12 protein-coding genes and 1 pseudogene are annotated in these 15788 nt (G+C 63.0%); 4 read left to right on the forward strand and 9 right to left on the reverse strand.

Annotated features, from left to right (window positions below; genetic code table 11):
- Window positions 1-350: 350 nt before the first annotated feature.
- The 3 genes and pseudogenes from Q3C01_RS29595 to Q3C01_RS29605 form a co-directional block, all read right to left on the reverse strand.
- Entirely contained in the window at window positions 351-2027 is a 1677-nt protein-coding gene (locus Q3C01_RS29595; protein ID WP_458148822.1) for a hypothetical protein, read from the reverse strand.
- A gap of 403 nt (window positions 2028-2430) precedes the next feature.
- A pseudogene (locus Q3C01_RS29600) lies at window positions 2431-3089 on the reverse strand (imm11 family protein).
- A 70-nt stretch (window positions 3090-3159) separates the two neighbouring features.
- The gene (locus Q3C01_RS29605; RefSeq protein ID WP_458148823.1) at window positions 3160-3885 is read right to left on the reverse strand and encodes a DUF4261 domain-containing protein; all 726 of its coding nucleotides are present in this window, start codon (window positions 3883-3885) and stop codon (window positions 3160-3162) included.
- Between the two features lie 478 nt (window positions 3886-4363).
- On the opposite strand from Q3C01_RS29605, the gene Q3C01_RS29610 reads away from it, so the two are divergent.
- From Q3C01_RS29610 to Q3C01_RS29620, 3 genes are all read left to right on the forward strand, one after another.
- Window positions 4364-4549 carry a hypothetical protein gene (locus Q3C01_RS29610; protein ID WP_458148824.1) on the forward strand — a complete coding sequence of 62 codons (186 nt, stop codon included), beginning with the start codon at window positions 4364-4366 and terminating at the stop codon, window positions 4547-4549.
- 226 nt (window positions 4550-4775) lie between these two features.
- Window positions 4776-6062: an NRAMP family divalent metal transporter gene (locus Q3C01_RS29615; protein ID WP_458148825.1), complete on the forward strand. Its 1287-nt coding sequence runs from the start codon at window positions 4776-4778 to the stop codon at window positions 6060-6062.
- A 533-nt stretch (window positions 6063-6595) separates the two neighbouring features.
- Window positions 6596-7810: a mandelate racemase/muconate lactonizing enzyme family protein gene (locus Q3C01_RS29620; RefSeq protein ID WP_458148826.1), complete on the forward strand. Its 1215-nt coding sequence runs from the start codon at window positions 6596-6598 to the stop codon at window positions 7808-7810.
- Between the two features lie 17 nt (window positions 7811-7827).
- On the opposite strand, the gene Q3C01_RS29625 is transcribed toward Q3C01_RS29620, so the two are convergent.
- The 4 genes from Q3C01_RS29625 to rocF form a co-directional block, all read right to left on the reverse strand.
- Complete coding sequence (locus tag Q3C01_RS29625) at window positions 7828-8109, reverse strand: hypothetical protein (protein ID WP_458148827.1); 282 nt, start codon at window positions 8107-8109, stop codon at window positions 7828-7830.
- 105 nt (window positions 8110-8214) lie between these two features.
- Window positions 8215-8754 (reverse strand): c-type cytochrome, encoded by a 540-nt coding sequence (locus tag Q3C01_RS29630; RefSeq protein WP_458148828.1) that lies wholly within the window; start codon window positions 8752-8754, stop codon window positions 8215-8217.
- Window positions 8741-10012, reverse strand: coding sequence for a sulfite dehydrogenase (gene soxC / locus Q3C01_RS29635; RefSeq protein ID WP_458148829.1), 1272 nt, complete (start codon window positions 10010-10012; stop codon window positions 8741-8743). The genes Q3C01_RS29630 and soxC overlap by 14 nt, the downstream gene beginning before the upstream one ends.
- A 170-nt stretch (window positions 10013-10182) precedes the next feature.
- The gene (gene rocF / locus Q3C01_RS29640; protein WP_458148830.1) at window positions 10183-11160 is read right to left on the reverse strand and encodes an arginase; all 978 of its coding nucleotides are present in this window, start codon (window positions 11158-11160) and stop codon (window positions 10183-10185) included.
- A gap of 268 nt (window positions 11161-11428) precedes the next feature.
- On the opposite strand from rocF, the gene Q3C01_RS29645 reads away from it, so the two are divergent.
- Entirely contained in the window at window positions 11429-11689 is a 261-nt protein-coding gene (locus Q3C01_RS29645) for a hypothetical protein (protein ID WP_458148831.1), read from the forward strand.
- A 43-nt stretch (window positions 11690-11732) separates the two neighbouring features.
- Here the strand turns inward: Q3C01_RS29645 and Q3C01_RS29650 are convergent, their stop codons facing one another.
- Together Q3C01_RS29650 and Q3C01_RS29655 are read right to left on the reverse strand one after the other, a co-directional pair.
- Window positions 11733-14483: an EAL domain-containing protein gene (locus Q3C01_RS29650; protein WP_458148832.1), complete on the reverse strand. Its 2751-nt coding sequence runs from the start codon at window positions 14481-14483 to the stop codon at window positions 11733-11735.
- A 62-nt stretch (window positions 14484-14545) separates the two neighbouring features.
- Window positions 14546-15772, reverse strand: a complete 1227-nt coding sequence (locus tag Q3C01_RS29655) for a FecR family protein (RefSeq protein ID WP_458148833.1) — start codon at window positions 15770-15772, stop codon at window positions 14546-14548.
- Window positions 15773-15788: the final 16 nt, after the last annotated feature.

Here is a 15788-nt window from a genome sequence, read left to right on the forward strand (position 1 = left end):
TATTCTGCCCATTTCAACGCGAAGTCGGGATGGCCACCTCATCACCGCGTGTTCAGGATGCCAAGCCTGAGGCGCAGAAAAGATGTAGTCGGGCTCGTAAGCAGATCGAAGACGGTGGCGATGCGGTGAAGCGCTCTGTGAGAGCCCGACTCAACTGAAACGAGACGCGGCGCGCTGCCACGCTCCAATCACGAAAATCGAGATGAAAAAACCCGCAGGCGGATTTCTCCGCGCGGGTTGATGCGAGCTCTTTCGATGATGCCGTTCTGCCGGTGATTTGCCCGACGTGTCAACGATCAATTCAACTCACGCAGACGGTAGACGCCGTCGTTCATGTGCTAGGGTGGTTCTCAATCCATTCGGTCCTGACGCATAAGCGGCCGTATCCAACGCGAGAACCATTCTTCGGCATCATTCTGCGGGCCGCGAGGATCCTCCAATCCCCAGATCGGCGGCTGGATGGAATAGACTGGATCATGAGCGAAGGCGCCAACTGGCCTGCTTGCTTGCGGCGACTGTCGATCGCCTGGCGGCAAGCTCCAATTACCAAAACGGTCGTTGAACTCCGAAGAAGGCAGGTACTGGATGGGCGAGGTACCCGACGCGAACGCGTTGGCTGAGTTCGACGCGTTCACGCGCGTCAACCGCCGAACATCTTCAGGAGCGACGGCTCCCGCCGCGCCGGGAGCCGGCCCCCCAAGCGAGGGCGACGCCTGAGCAGGCATCGTGCCCGCCGACGTGTCGATCCAGTTTCCGAAGCGATCAGCAAAAGTATTGACGGGATCCGGTTCTTGTTCGAGCGGTTTGCTCTCGACCAGCGGCGGCCCGAACAGAGATCCGCGAGGGTTGCCGCCGCTGGTGCTCGTGTTGGAAGCAGAAGAGCTGGTGTTGAATGCGTTGTACGGAGCCGTGCCCGTTGAGAAGGCGCCTCCACCGGCGGCCCCGGCGCTGCTTGCAGCGTCGCCTGCAACGGCAGGAGCGCTCGCGGTGGTCCCAAAGATTCCCAGCATGGCCAACCTCGCCGACAGCGGCAACGTCGGCCATAGCGCAGGAACGGAGAGTGCCACCATCCCAGCACCTGCCGCGGCCGTCCCAGCGAGAGCCGCTCGACCAACGGCCGTGGACGTGGCGGAGGGAGCGGGCCCGAAGACCGGCGATCCATCGGAAAACGTCAGAGGCCGCCCGGTCTCCTGGTTGAATTGGAGAACCTGGGGAGCTTGTGGCATGGCGATGCTCGGTGGCAACGGCCCAAGCCCTTGCAATGCGGGATTGGACACAGGAAACCCGGGCAGTCCGTAAGTCACGGACGGATCATGTCGCATGAAACCTTCCCTTTGGATCAGGCCATCCAAGGAAGGGGGGATGAAGCCTGGCAGGCGAGTATCAACGATAGACGGAACGAAGCCCGGAAGATCAGGAATCGGACCGATCGTCGTGAACTGTTGCGTGATAGGAGAGTCTCGATGCCGCCGTAGAATGTCGATCTTATCCGCGAGACTGAGAGTGCTGGTCGGCGACAGAAGCGGCCAAAACACCGCTTGGTCCAGTTGACCAAATCTATGCAGCTGCTCCACCGTGTCGCGCATCTGCTGGATTTCGTCGTGATGCTTCTCGGCGTAGTCCTCCCAATTTTCAAACCAGTCTTCGTTGATTTTTTTCGCATCCTCAGGCGTCATTCCCAGTGGCGTGTTGGCAAGTAGATGCTTGTTCGCGAGAGCGTATTTGGCGGCAGCGACCAATCCCTTCAATTTTGAAGACAGCTGATCACGCGCCGCTGCGTCACCGGCCCTGGCCTCTCCGAACTCTGGCGATGTACCGACGCGATCGAGGAATCCTTTGAAGCCATTGTGGTATGTTTGGAGGTGCCCGCCCGTGTGCGGGCTCGAACCAAAATCATTTGCGACCCACTGTTCGGAAGGCAATGCCATTAGATTTTCGACGCCGTCCCGGTTGAACAGATCGCTCAAAAATCTGACAACCCGGTGGTCTGCGAACTGTTTTGGCAGGATATGATGGTAGTGAAACATGCGACGGCTCAGGTCTCAATGGATTCTGTCGGCAGAATCATCTGCGGTTTCGCTTCAAGAGGCTCAGCGGATCGGCCAGCCTCGTATGCGCGCGCTGATTGTGGGTGGGCAAAATGGGCCGATCGTTGGGGACCTCCCAACGTCCGCGTTTTTAGATCGATGCGATTGCCGCAGATGCCTATGCGACAGAGAACGTGACGATGAGGCTAGGTGGAGCAGTCGTCTTACGAAACGATCTCACCTTGCGTTGATTGCGAATGATCGAACGCAGCGTTAGGTTTCTTTCCAGCCTTACTGCGAGACACGCGTTTCGAGCACGCCGGCGGGCAGCGGTAGCAGGCCAAACCAAGCCACGAGACTGTCGGTTGACCTTCTTTTTACTCTGTCCAAACGCGGGACTGCCCTATGAAGCGCGATCACGCGCCAATCGACGAACTCGACGCTTGGCAGCATCCTTGAAGCGGATGCCTTTCAGGCCCGCTGCTTTGCACGCGTCCTTCATTGACTGATCACAGATGATTTGCGGGAACAAGAAGCGCAGTCTGAAGATATGTGCCGAACCTACAATCTCATCTCTGAAGAAGAGACTCGCGCCGCCCATTAGGTTGTATGCTTTGTGATCGGGGAATCGTACTCAATTCTGACGCGCGATTTTTCCTCGTCAACGGCGTCCAGAAGGCGGAGAACATCGCACAACCAGTAGACTGGCCCCGCGCTACCGCCCCGGTAGCCGGTCTCGCATTTCACAAATGCGACTCCGGCACGATCCACCGACTCAAGGACGGTTTTCATCCGGTCCGACACAAGCCAGTAGTCGTGAAACCGCTCACAATCGACTGGCGCGCGTCCAAGAGATCTATCGATCAATAGGCGCGGCGGCTCGGGAAATTGCCGAAAGCCCCGCTCCGGGGGAGCAAAAAGTACGCGGCCCCCGTTGGTCAGCAGCGCCAGGTTCTTCATCTCCCATCCAGGACATGTCTCAAACCTGTAGTCGGGGTCCATCATGTAAAACTTTCGCGCCTTCGCTTTCGACGAGCGCTTCTTGGTCGAGGGATCAGTCATAGTTGATCTTCTCGTGGGGACCTAGATGACTTGAATGCTATCATTGTCGACGCAAGTCTTGCTGAGAGCCTCAAGCCGCCACGCAAGAAAAGACGGGCATCCCGCCAAACCGCTCGGAGTCCTTGTAACGGACCGCGAAGCGCTCGCGTTCATCGCCACCAAAGGTGTCGCCGTCCTTGACCACGTTTCCGTGCTCGACGAGATAGGCGGCAAGGCCTGCCACCTTGTCGATCATCGTTGGAAACGGCAGCTTCGTAGTCTCGAATTCGATCTCACGTCCGGCGAATGCCGCAAGCCCCATCGTTACCGCGCCGATCCCCGCACCTGAACGAAACGGAAGGACGTCGAGCCACAGCGTGAAGGGATAGTCGGGAAACGGCGCAAAGGACCGGCTGGACATCTCGAGCCAAAGCTTCGCAGGCCGCGCAACCTTGCCGCCCCACACCACGCCGCAGCATTCCGGGACGACTGCAATTAGCGCGCCGATGACGGCGGTGCTGAGACGCGCGGCGGGCAGCGGCTGCTGGCCTTTCCCAAGCACTGAAACGATCAGATGACCTCGATGCCGCGCCGCAATCGTCTTGCCGTCCGGCCAGGTGGTGGCAGTACGCGACCATAGGCCCGGGTCCTGCGGTATGGGCGCCGGCATCGACATCACCGCGACGAGTTCATCACCACAGCGAATCACCGGCGAACTCGCAGGATTTTGGCGGGCTCCTGCCGGGCCGTTGTCCGTCACCATCTCCACCGGCAATTCGGGATACCGTGTGCGAAGAGCTTTGGCGACGGCCGACATGTCCGGGGTTGTCGGATTGTCCAGCAGAACAAAGGCGAGAGACGAACTACTCATTGCTGATCACATTTTCACTCGCAGGTAGAACTAAGATCTCCTATGGAACAAAACGAGAACCATGTCAACAGGTGGCCCCCTCTCAAGTTAGTTCGCCGGGGTGAGCGGAATAGTCGGCTCAGCGAGCAAACGACCGATCGTCAATTTCGCATTGGACTTCGACTCCCTCGTGTGCGCTCTGCATGATCTCGCTCATCAAACGAAAAAACCGCAGCGGATTTCTCCGCGCGGTTGAGGCGAACTCTTTCGATGATGCCATTCAGCCGGTGATTGCCCCAACGTGTCAAACTTTATCTAAAATGCATTGAGTCGAATTTGGCGGAATGAAACTTCTTCACGCCACCCTCTCCGATGTTGTCGAGTGACTGAAGGATCAAGCGTTGAGCGGCGGCCCGACGGTTGAAATCCATCGAGGAGGAGATCGATGTACTACGTCGCCGGTGCACTGCTTGGCCTGTCAGGCCTGTTCTATTCCGCGAGCCACCACGAGATCGGCTCGTTTGGTGCCGCCGTGTGTACTTACGGAAGCGCCTTCTGCGACAACCCCATTTATGTTGTTACAGGCGCAGGCCTCGCGGCCGCCTGGGGTATGTTCGTCAGCGTCCGATAGTCCGCCATCTCCGCCCCCGCCTCAACAACAAAGCCCGCGACCGGTGACGGCACGGGCTCGACGATTTTTGCGATGATGCCTGTTTACAGGTGATTTGCCCGACGTGTCAACCTTAAATACTGACAATCCGAACTAGGCATTGAGCAGACAGCGGGAACTTTTCCTCCCTAACCCGAGTTAGCCGGGAGAATTCGAAAAGGCGCCCCGACGCGAGACACCGCCCTCCATGACCGACTCCATCCTTCGCGCACCGCCAAGATCCCTGCGGATGGTGCTGAAACGGCTGGGGCCCGGTCTGATCACGGGGGCGGCCGACGACGATCCGTCGGGCATCGCCACCTATTCGCAGGCCGGCGCGCAGTTCGGCTATGGCCTGCTCTGGACGGTGTTTCTCACCCTGCCGTTCATGATCGCGATCCAGCTCGTCAGCGCGCGGATCGGCCGGGTCACCGGCAAGGGGCTTGCGGCCAACGTCATGAAGCTCGTGCCGCGCTGGCTGGTGCTGGCGCTGGTGGCCATGCTGGTTGCCGCGAACACGTTCAACATCGCCGCCGACATCGCCGCGATGGCGGAGGCGCTCTCGCTCGTCATCGGCGGGCTGAACCACGAGCACGCGCTGATCTTCGCGGCGTCCTCGACCCTGCTCCAGGTCTTCGTGCCCTATCGCCGCTACACGCCGGTGCTGAAATTCCTGACGCTGTCGCTGTTCGCCTATGTCGCGACCGCCTTCACCGTGAACATCCCCTGGAGCACGGCGCTGCTCGCGGCGGTCTGGCCGCGGGCCAACCTCAGCGCCGATTATTTCCTGATGGTGGTCGCCGTGCTCGGCACCACCATCAGCCCCTATCTCTTCTTCTGGCAGGCGTCCCAGGAGGTCGAGGAGATGAACCACAAACACCGCCAGCCCCTGACGAAGGCGCCGCGCACGGGGGATCCCGAGCTGACGCGCATCAGGGCCGACACCACGCTCGGCATGCTGCTCTCGAACGGCATCGCCTTCTTCATCATCCTGACCACGGCGTCCGTGCTGCACGCCAATGGCGTGACCAAAATCAATTCGGCGACGGAAGCCGCCGAAGCGCTGCGGCCGCTCGCCGGCGATTTCACCTTCCTGCTGTTCGCGCTCGGCATCATCGGCACGGGCCTCCTGGCGATCCCGGTGCTGGCGGGCTCGGCGGCCTATGGCGTTGCGGAGATCTTCGGCTGGCGCGCCACGCTGGAAGCGAAGCCGGACGAAGCCGTCGGCTTCTACACGATCATCGCGGCCGCCACCGTCATCGGCTTCTCGCTCGGCTTCACCGGCATCGATTCCATCCACATGCTGGTGTGGAGCGCCGTGCTCAACGGCATCGTCGCCGTCCCCATCATGGTGATGATGATGCTGATCGTCTCGAACGCCGGCGTCATGGGCGCCTTCAGGGCGCGGACATGGCTGATCGCACTCGGCTGGCTCGGCACGGCGCTGATGGCGCTCGCGGTCGTGGCGCTGCTCGGCTCTTCCCTCGTCGCTTGAGGTGGCTCAGTTCGAGGTCAGGGCCGCCGAAATCTGCGATGCAATGATGAAAGCCACGAACACGGCGGGCACGCTGATCAGTCTCAGAAACTGGTCCACCGAAAGCATCTGTCATCCCCCATAGACAATGCGCCTTCGCTTGATCGTGCTCCTTACTCAACCCTCTGCACGATTTGCTGATCCGCCGTGAGAATCTGGTCGGAAATGGCTGCCCCACCCAAGGTGAGCAGCGCCAGAATCGATATAACCGCCAAGGCTTGCATGGGGCTGATCGTTGGGGTCGATTGTGGCCAAAACGGAAAGAAGCCGGCGCGATTTCGCGGCGATCCCCGGAAACATCATGGCCATCCCCAGCCTTTCCGGCAGCCTTGTCCGACAGCCTTGCCGCGCCGCAAAAACGACGCGACTGCATATGCGCTGCGCGCCTCCATCGCTTCACGGGGCTCGCGCCTTGGCTTAACAAATCAAGCGCGACAAACGCAAAGCATTTGCGCCGAGATCAAAGGCTCAACAAGCAGCCGCCGGGGAGCGACATGACGAATTCATCGAAAGCTGTGAACCTCGAAATCCTCGCCTGCGATGCCGGCTGGCGAAACTACCATTTCGTCAAGCTGACGACGGAAGACGGCATCGTCGGCTGGAGCGAGTTCGACGAGGGCTTTGGCTCGCCGGGCGTCGGTGCTGCGATCCAGCGGCTCTCGAGCCGCGTCATCGGGCAAAACGTCTTCCAGCACGAGCGCATCCATGCCGAGCTGTTCGCGGCGACGCGGCCGGCCGCCGGCGGCGTGGTGGCGCAGGCGCTGGGCGCGATCGAGAACGCGCTGCTCGATGCCAAGGCCAAATGTCTCGGCGTGCCCTGCTACGAGCTCCTCGGCGGCAAGATCCGCGACCGCGTGCGCGTGTACTGGTCGCATTGCGCGACGTGGCGGATCAATCATCCGTCCTGGTACAAGCCGCCGATCGAAAGCCTCGACGGCGTCAAGGCCATGGGGCGCGAGGTGCGCGAGAAAAAGTTCACAGCACTCAAGACCAACATCTTCTCCTATGACGACGGCAAGCCGACGGGCTGGCGGCCCGGCTTCGGCTCGCCATTCTTGCCCGAGATCAATGTCGACCGCAAAATCCTGCGCGACCTGCACATGCATCTCGAAGCGATCCGCGACGGCGCCGGCCCCGATGTCGAGATCCTGCTCGACTGCAACTTCAACGCCAAGACCGAAGGCTACCTCAAGATCCTGCGCGCGATCGCGGACATCGACATGTTCTGGGTCGAGATCGACAGCTTCAATCCGGAAGCGCTCGGCTACATCAGGAGGCAGAGCCCGCACCCGATCTCGTCCTGCGAGACGCTGCTCAGCTTACGCGAATTCCTGCCCTATTTCCGCGAGCAGGCGATGGACGTCGCGATCATCGACACGCCCTGGAACGGCGTCTGGCAGTCGATGAAGATTGCTTCAGTCGCGGAAGCCTTCGAGGTCAACGTCGCGCCGCATAATTTCTACGGCCATCTCTGCTCGATGATGAACGCGCATTTCTGTGCCGCGGTGCCGAACCTGCGCATCATGGAGATCGACATCGATCGCCTGGCGTGGGACCGCGAGCTGTTCACGCACGAGCCCGAGATCGCGAACGGCCATCTCGTCATTCCGGACCGTCCGGGCTGGGGCACCGAGCCGAACGAGGAGGCGCTTGCCGCGCATCCGCCGAAGACGCACGGCGGGCTGCTCAGCTACGGCCGCAAGAGCTGAAGGGCGAAAGGTGAAGGTTAAGGCGTCACGGGGTTGACGGTTGGGGACGTCTTCGGTCCCGGTCGCACGGGCTCGATTGGCGACTTCGGATCGGTCGGCAGCACCATGGCGCCGGCGGCGTGCGCGGCTTCACCCGTGGTGTGATACATCGCGACATGCGCAGGCTGTGCCTTCGCCCGGCTCCACGGGCCATGGTCGACGAGCAGCATCGCGGCGATGGTGAGGCCTGCGACGATCAGCGCAATCACGCCGGGGTGGCGAAGCGCCATAGCAAGGGAGTTCGTGAAGCTTGTTGCCATCGAACACTCTGGGCTGTTTCCTCTCATGGGTTAATGCAATGAGGTCGCGCGTGGTTCCGCCTCATGCGGCGGAGTTCCGCGGAACCCTGGAATCGTCGCGCAACCTCACTTCACGTCGGGACGCGCGTCGCCAACGAACTTGTCGCGGTTCGGCATCTTGATCGCGGCGAGCGATTTGGCATCGAGCGTCGCATCTGCGCCGACCAGTCCGTTCAGGCTGAGGATATAGGCCGACACCGCATAGACGTCGTCATTGCTGAGAGACTGCGGCGCGTTCTGCGGCATCGCGCGGCGGATGTAGTCGAACAGCGTCGTCGCGTAAGGCCAGTAGCTGCCGACAGTGCGGATCGGCCTTGCTGTGCCGATCGTCCCCTGCCCGCCGACGAGGCGATCGCCGAGGCCACCCTCGCCTTTGTCGCCATGGCAGGACGCGCATTGCTGAGCGAACACCTCGCCTCCCCGACTGACCGTGCCGCGGCCCTCAGGCAGATTGCTGCCGTCGCGTCCGATGTCGATGTTCCAGCCCGCGATCTCCGCGGGCAATGCCGGCCGTCCGATGCCGTAAGGACTTTGCGCAGACGCGCCGCTCGTCCAAGCGCAGAGCAGGACCGCGACGGCGATGCCGCAGGATTCACGCCAGCGCATTGGTCACCTCGCCGCCGTCCGCGATGCGCCAGGGCCAGATCGCGTTGTTGTGGTAGAAATAGTTCTCGCCGCGCACGGCGAGGAGCTCGGCAAGCGTCGGCTGGACGTAGCCGGTCTCGTCGACGGCGCGGCTCTGGATCACGGCCGGCTTGCCGTCCCATCGCCACGGAAAGCGGAAGCGCGTCAATGCGCGCGTCAGCACCGGCTCCTGCAATTGCGCTGACTGCCAGCTCTTGCCGTCATCGATGGACACTTCCACGCGGGCGATCTTGCCGTGCCCGCTCCAGGCGATACCGGTGATCTCGTGAAAGCCGGGCCCATCGAGGCGCTGTCCGCCGGAGGGACGCGTGATGATCGACTTGGCCTCCATGTAGAAGGAGAACTCGCGCGCGGTGCCGTCAGGCAAGAGGTCGGTGTATTTCGAGGTCTCCTCGCGCGAATAGGTAGGCTCCGACGTCACATGCAGGCGCCGCAGCCATTTCACGCTCATGTTGCCTTCGAAGCCGGGCAGGAAGAGCCGCAGCGGATAGCCTTGCTGCGGCCGCAGCCGCTCACCGTTCTGGCTGTAGACCAGCATGGCGTCCTCGAGGCATTTCTCGATCGGGATGCTGCGCGTCAGCGCCGCGGCGTCGGCGCCTTCGGCCACGACCCATTTGGCGTCCGGCTTGAGACCGGCTTCCTCGAGCACCAGCTTCAGGCTCACGCCGGTCCATTCGGCGCAACTCACGAGGCCCACGAGGTCGGAGGCGGTCTTGCCGTAAGGCTTCGTGTAGCCGGGATTGCCCGAGCATTCGAGGAAGTGGATGCGCGACTGCGACGGAAAGCGCCGCAGGTCGTCCATGGTGAAGATCAGGGAACGTTCGACCAGGCCATGAAGCATCAGGCGGTGCTGCGCCGGATCGATCGTCGGCACGCCGCCATGATGGCGCTCGTAGAACAGCCCGTTCGGCGTGATGATGCCGTCGAGCTCCTGCAACGGCGTCCGGCCCGAAGCGGAGATGTACTGCTTGAGGTTCTTCGAGATGTTCTTGACGACGTTCTTCTCGAACGGCGACGGCGCCCCATAGGGCTGACTGCCCATCGGCTCGCCCGGCGCCTTCATCCATTCGGGAATGTCGGGCGGCAGATTGTCCGTTCCAGCCGCCGTGGCAGCGGTGCCGCTGCCGAGAACGACTCCACTCAGGGCCACGCCGCCGGACTTAAGGAAGCGACGGCGCGTGGTCGCGTCGATGCCGTCAGTCGTTCGTGTCTTGGTCATTGCGGGCCCTCGTGCTCAGCCGCATGAAATCGCCTCGCGCGCGCCTTGGCAATTCGCGTGCATTTCAAAATCAGGCGATCGTCGCCACGGCTGATCTAAATGCTCGGTCTCGCGGAGGAGTTCCATCCCAGCGCGGCAGCGCTTGTGCGACCGGACGAGCGCCTCGGACTCTACTCGCCAGGCGAGATCGCGTTGCTCGGCGTCGGGCGGTCCGCGATCTGTTGCCCGAACAGGCTGCCGATCAGCTCGACCGCCGTCCGCGCGGTGCGGCCGCGCTCGTCCAGGAACGGATTGAGCTCGACGATGTCGACCGACCGGACCAGGCCGGAATCGTGCAGCAGCTCCATGATCAGGTGTGCCTCGCGATAGGTCGCCCCGCCCGGCACCGTGGTACCGACGCCAGGGGCCACGCAGGGGTCGAGGAAATCGACGTCGAAGCTGACGTGCAGCACCCCGTCGCTTTCCCTCACCCGCTCGATGAAGCGCCGGATCAGGACGGCGACGCCGAACTCGTCGATCTGGCGCATGTCGGCGACGCGGATGCGCCGCGTGCGCATCAGCTCCTTCTCGAGCTTGTCGATCGAGCGCGTGCCGAACAGCTCGAGCTGGTCGGGGTCGATCGAGGCGCGCGGCTCCTTGCCGAGCAGCCCGTCGAGCCCGGGCTCGCCGCACAAGAACGCCGCGGACATGCCATGCATGTTCGCCGTGATCGTCGTCGCCGGCGTGTTGTAGTCGGCATGCGCGTCGAGCCAGAGCACGAACAGTTTGCGCCCGTGCTCCTGCCAGTGACGCGCCATGGCATTGACCGAGCCCATCGACAGCGTGTGATCGCCGCCGAGAAAGATCGGGACCGCGCCGCTCTTGGCGACGTCATAGGCGCGATGGCTCACGACGCGTGTCCAGCGCTGGATCTCGCGGTAGTGATTGGCGTTCCGGGGCGGCTCGTCGGTGGAATCGGGAATGCCGGCGACCGAAAGATCGCCATGATCGACGACCTCGAAGTCGAGATTTTCCAGCAGGGTCGCAAGGCCGGCGGTCCGCAGGGCCGCAGGGCCCATCAGCGTTCCGCGCTGCGAAGCCCCCATGTCGATGGCAGCGCCGAGCAGCGCTATGCGCCTGGTTCGATCCGACGTTGTGCGATCGGTCACGACCATCTCCCTGATCAGGTCTGCGCTGGGGCATCAGCCTAACAGAGATTCGCGTCCGTCGTTTCCCGGGCTGATGCTGTCGCCGGCCGACACTGGAGGGAACCAAACCACGTCCGCCGCATTTTCAGTGCAGGCCGGCACCCGCCGTCAAGCCGGCGCCAGTCGCGGATAGCCAAAGGTCTTTGGACCCGCTGTTCAAAACGAGCGCTCGCGAGGATAGCCAAAGGTGCCGGTCCCTGCCATTTCGCGGGTCTGGAGGCCATAAGCCTTGAGCGTGGACACACCGGAACCAGTTTCGCAGCCAGGCCTGGCCGAGCGCGCCGTCGATGCCGCAACCGACGTCACCCGCACGATCGGCGAGGTCGCCGGCGGCCTGCATGCCGCAGTCGATCGCCTTACGACGGCCATCGAGGAGGCGCGAAGGCCCGGCAAGCCGCTCGCAACGGTCGCCGCGATCACGCGCGAGGCGCCGCTGGCGAGCCTGTTCGTCGCATTCCTGCTCGGCATCGCGATCGCGCGCCGCCGCTAGCAACCGATTCTGCCGGAATTGTCCGTACCGCCACGCGTCTCACTCAGGCGGCGCCGACGACTTCCTGGATCGGCTGCACCGTCAGAAACTGATGCGCGAATGCTTCGGCCGGCATCGGGCGGCCGAAGAAATAGCCCTGCCCTTCCTCGCATCCCATGCTGACCAGGAAATCGGCCGTGGCGCGGTTCTCGATGCCCTCGGCGATCACGGAGAGGCCAAGCTGCCTGCTCAATCCGACGGTCGAGCTGACGATCGCTGCGTCGTCGGAATCGGCGAGCAGATCGAGCACGAAGGAGCGGTCGATCTTGAGCCCGTCGAGCGGAAACTTCTTCAGATAGCTCAAGCTCGCGTAACCCGTGCCGAAATCGTCGAACAGAACGCGGACACCGAGCTCCTGGATCCGCTTGAACATGTCGAGCACCCGCGCCTCGTCGAGGAGAAGGATATCCTCGGTCACCTCGAGCTCGAGCAGCGAAGGCGAGAGCCCGGTGGCGGCGAGCAGTTCGCCGACCGAATGCGCGAGATCCCCCGAATGAAGCTGCGACGGCGACAGATTGATCGCGACGCGAACGTTGTTGCCGGCGAGCTCCCACGCCCGCGCCTGTTTGCAGGCCGTCTCCATCACCCAGCCGGCGATCCGTTCCGAGAGCGCCGACGTATTGACGACAGGCATGAACTCGGCGGGCGAGACGTAGCCGCGCGAGGGATGACGCCAGCGGATCAGCGCTTCCGCGCCAAGGAGCGCGCCGTCAACCAGGCGAACCTGCGGCTGGTAGAACAGCTCGAATTCGTTGCGGTCCACGGCCTGCGCGAGCTCGCTCTCGAGCGTCAGCCTGTTCTCGAGCTCCTGTCTGATTGTGCTCTCGAAGATTACGTAGCCGCCGCGGTGGGTCGTCTTCGCCCGGTAGAGTGCGAGATGGCCGTTGCTCAGGAGGTCGTCGGCGTTCTGCCCGCCGTCCGGATAGACGGCGATCCCGACGCTGGTCCTGACGCGATGCTGGCGCGTGCCGGCCGCGAGCGGCAGCTCGAACGCGCGGATCACGCGCTCGGTGAACGCCGCGATCGGCTCATTGGCCTCGACACAGTCAATCGCGATCGCGAACTCGTCGCCGCTGAGCCGCGCGACTATCGCCTTGGCTCCGGCCTCGACCCGCAACCGCTCGGCGACCGCCTTGAGCACGAGATCACCGGCCGCATGACCGAACATATCGTTGATCTGCTGGAAACCGTCCAGGCCCAGCACCAGGAGCGCGACCTCGCGCGACTGCCGCTTCGCCGCCGCGACCAGGCCGACCAACCCCGTATGCAAGGTGTTGCGGTTGGCTATCTCCGTGAGCGAGTCGTACTCGGCGAGATATTTAACGCGTTCGGCCTCGCGCTTGCGGACCGAGATGTCGCGCAGAATCGCGCCATATTGGAAGCCGTCTGTGCCTTGCCAGCCCGAGAAGCTGGCCTCGAGCGGAAACACCTCGCCGTTCCTGCGCCGTCCCTCAAACTCGACGACGACGGCCCCGCCCGGGACCAGCAACGCCTGACGCGCGGCGTCACGCGTCGAGAAGCGCTTGGCCGCGCCGTCGGTCGGCGATGCGCAGAGCGCTTCGAAGGGGCGGCCGATCATTTCCGCCGGCATGTAGCCGAAGATCGCGCTCGCGCCGGGATTCCACACTGTGATCATGTGGTTTTCATCGGTGCAGACCAGGCCGTCGCCGAGTGACATCGCAATGCGGTGGAAGCGGCTCTCGGCGATGCGACCGAGCAGGCTGCGGAAATCGATCTCGTCGAGCGCAATCGCGGTGAGATAGGCAACGGTCGCGATGTGGAACAGCGACGTGTCGATGACGAGCGGCCATTTTAGCTGCACGAGGGCAGCGATGAGCTCGACTGCCGCCGCCGCCGCAACGAGGATGACGACCCTAACGCCCGGACCAAGGCGGCGCCAGGAGAACATCATGAGCAAGGCCAGGGCACCGAGGCCCAGGATCATGCCTATATCGGAGGTCCAGCGCAGCGTGCGATGCTGAAGGATCGATTCCGCCGCCAGCGCCTGTAGCACGGGACCGGATGCGACATTGCCGTTGGGTACGCTGAAGCGGTCGCCGAGTTCGAGAGCGGTCGCGCCGACGAGGACCTTCTTGTCCTTCAATTTGGAAAGGGTCGTGGCGTCGCCGCGTAGCACGTCAACAAAGGAAACGCGCGGAATCGATGCCGCGCGGATCGAGAAATCGATCAGGAACGGCAAGCTCCGGTTGGCATATTGCCCCGCCAACACCGCCGCCATCGAAGGCACGAACTCTTCGCCGAGCCTCTCGCCGAAAGGATAGCGTCGAACCAGCCCGTCGGACTCCACGCTAACGTTGACGACGGCCGGCCACGACTGTTCGCCGAATGGCGTCAGAGGACGGTTGATGTGGATACCGCCGCCGTTCGGTGCCGGTTGCTTGAAGGACGGCAGGATCGTCGAACCGCCGACGTCCTTCAGCGCCTCGACGAAAGCCTGGTCGGATGCAGGATCCGACGGTGTGCTGAAGTCGACGTCGAAGGCGACATCGCGAACACCGGCGCTTTCGAGCTTGCGCAAGAGTTCGGCATGTAGCTGCCGCGGCCACGGCCAGACGCCGATCCGGTCGATCGATGCCGCATCGATCGCAACCACCGCGATATCGCCACTCGCCTCGCGCGATTGCCAGGCGAAGCGCAAATCGGTGAGCGCACTGCGCAGCGCACCGTGCCATCCCGTCGACAGCACGACGGCAAGCGCAACCACAACCAGAATGTGCGGTCGATAGCGTTTCACCTAGTCCCCCCGCACATCCGGTTCAATCCGGATGCGCCCCCTTGATCCCCTACGGAATGGCCTCAGTTCTTGTGGTGGCCGTAGGCGTTGCCGTTACTGCCGTTGCCCCCGCCATTCCCGTTGCCGTTGCCGTTGCCGTTGCCGTTGTTGCCTTTACCGTTACCGGTCGAGCCACTATTGCCGTCTTCGGAATTGCTCTTTTTGTTACCGCCGGAGCTGCTGCTCGAGCTATCGCTCGACGACCCGGCCGTTGTCGCAGCCGTCGTCGTGGTCGTGCTCGAGGTGCTCGTGCTGCTGCTCGTCGTACTACTGGTGCTCGTCGTCACCGCCGTCTGGCTGGCGCTGTTGGAGGCCGACGTCGCGTTCGTCTTGCTGTCGCTCCAGACGGTATCGGTGCTGGAGCCTGACGCACTTCTGACGGCGGCGGCGGCAGTAACCGGTCCGCGTGCGAGCCCGTGCGTCACCTTGTTGAAATTCAGCTTCACCTCGCCAAGCGGACTGGAGATGCGGACCACGCTCGGCTTGACATGAGACCCGCCCGCCGCCTGCTGGGGCTTGGAAGCCGCTCCGGCGACCTTGCCGTTCTCTATGTGCGCGAGAGCGTGGAAGGTGTGGCCGTTCGCAGCATTGCGCGGTGCCGGCAGGCCCGATTTCGGCACCGGCACTCGCTCGATGGTCGACGCGCGCGGCTTGCCCTGCTCGATCGAATTGAAGGTACCGGAGCCGCTCAGGTTGAGGCCAGGCTTGCCATGCTCGAAGGCCGTCGCGGCCTGGCCGGGCATCACCTGAGCGATCTGACCAGTGCGGAAATCGGAGACCTCGACCTGCCCACGGACGACGCCGACCTTGGTGCTGTCGGCGTTCACCGTGACGCTGAACTGCGTGCCCTTGACCACGGCGGCGAGATAGGGCGTCTCGACTTCGAAATGCTTGACGTTGCGCTTTTCGACTTCGAGCAGGATCGAGCCCGCCTGCTGCACGATTGTGGTCGAAAGCCCGTCCTTCTGCTCCGTCGGCAGACCGACGACCGAATTCGGTGAGATCAGGATGGTCTCTTCGCCACGCACCAGAAGCACGCGACCGTTGCGCCCGGTCCGGATGGTATCACCAGGCTTCAGCGTCTCTTCCTGCTTGAGCGAGACCTGCTGTGCTCCGTCCGTCGCGATCCAAACGTCGCCCGACGCCTTGCTGACCGACCAGACACCGCCATCCGCTGCAAACGCGTTGGAAGCAAATCCCAGTACCAACGCGGCCAACAGGGCGCGCCGCATTCCATCTCTGCCGAGCATGATGAGTCCTCAGTCC

The sequence above is a fragment of the Bradyrhizobium sp. UFLA05-109 genome, assembly GCF_054185165.1.

Coding starts and splice junctions, on each gene's coding strand:
- Q3C01_RS29595 (WP_458148822.1), bottom strand. CDS start 2,027: ATGTTTCACTACCATCATATCCTGCCAAAACAGTTCGCAGACCACCGG.
- Q3C01_RS29605 (WP_458148823.1), bottom strand. CDS start 3,885: ATGTCGGCCGTCGCCAAAGCTCTTCGCACACGGTATCCCGAATTGCCG.
- Q3C01_RS29610 (WP_458148824.1), top strand. CDS start 4,364: ATGTACTACGTCGCCGGTGCACTGCTTGGCCTGTCAGGCCTGTTCTAT.
- Q3C01_RS29615 (WP_458148825.1), top strand. CDS start 4,776: ATGACCGACTCCATCCTTCGCGCACCGCCAAGATCCCTGCGGATGGTG.
- Q3C01_RS29620 (WP_458148826.1), top strand. CDS start 6,596: ATGACGAATTCATCGAAAGCTGTGAACCTCGAAATCCTCGCCTGCGAT.
- Q3C01_RS29625 (WP_458148827.1), bottom strand. CDS start 8,109: ATGGCAACAAGCTTCACGAACTCCCTTGCTATGGCGCTTCGCCACCCC.
- Q3C01_RS29630 (WP_458148828.1), bottom strand. CDS start 8,754: ATGCGCTGGCGTGAATCCTGCGGCATCGCCGTCGCGGTCCTGCTCTGC.
- soxC (WP_458148829.1), bottom strand. CDS start 10,012: ATGACCAAGACACGAACGACTGACGGCATCGACGCGACCACGCGCCGT.
- Q3C01_RS29655 (WP_458148833.1), bottom strand. CDS start 15,772: ATGCTCGGCAGAGATGGAATGCGGCGCGCCCTGTTGGCCGCGTTGGTA.